Source organism: Mycobacterium sp. NGS45, from assembly GCF_059812645.1.
The window spans coordinates 1-467 of record NZ_JCALDB010000066.1; the positions used below are offsets into that span (position 1 = coordinate 1).

General features: G+C 69.6%; 1 protein-coding gene. It reads right to left on the reverse strand.

Annotation, left to right across the window (positions count from 1 at the left end; all coding sequences use genetic code 11):
* The coding region (locus tag AC5Y3P_RS22355; protein ID WP_500048125.1) for a DUF222 domain-containing protein at positions 1-467 on the reverse strand (467 nt) is incomplete at both ends.

Genomic DNA, 467 nt, shown 5'->3' on the forward strand with positions numbered 1-467 from the left:
CTGGCCCGCCCCAAATACAGACTGCGCCCGGCATCATCGAAGACCCCGAGATAATGGTGGGCGCCGCGGGCGGCCAACCGGATCAACTCCGGGATCCCGATCAACGATCCGCCGGCGGTGACCGCCACCCCGGCGCGGCGCTCCAACTCGGCCAGCGTGGTGGTCACCAGCATCGTCACCGGCAACCCGTTGAGCTGGCCGAGCGTGTCGGTTTCCAACACCAGCCGGGCGGCCTGACAGAACGCATCATGGCCACGCTGAGGCAGCGTGCGCGCATCGGTATCGATCTGCTCAGCACTCGGAGTCCCCGCCACACACGGAACCGCGTCCTCGGGGTTGCACATGCCCAGCCCGCCCCATTTGGCCAGCACCGCCTCCCACAACCCGCGGGCGGTGGCATTGAGGTGCCCGGAGATCGTCGAGAACCCGTCGGCGCGTTGCGGGCCGAGCACCACACCCCGGCGGCG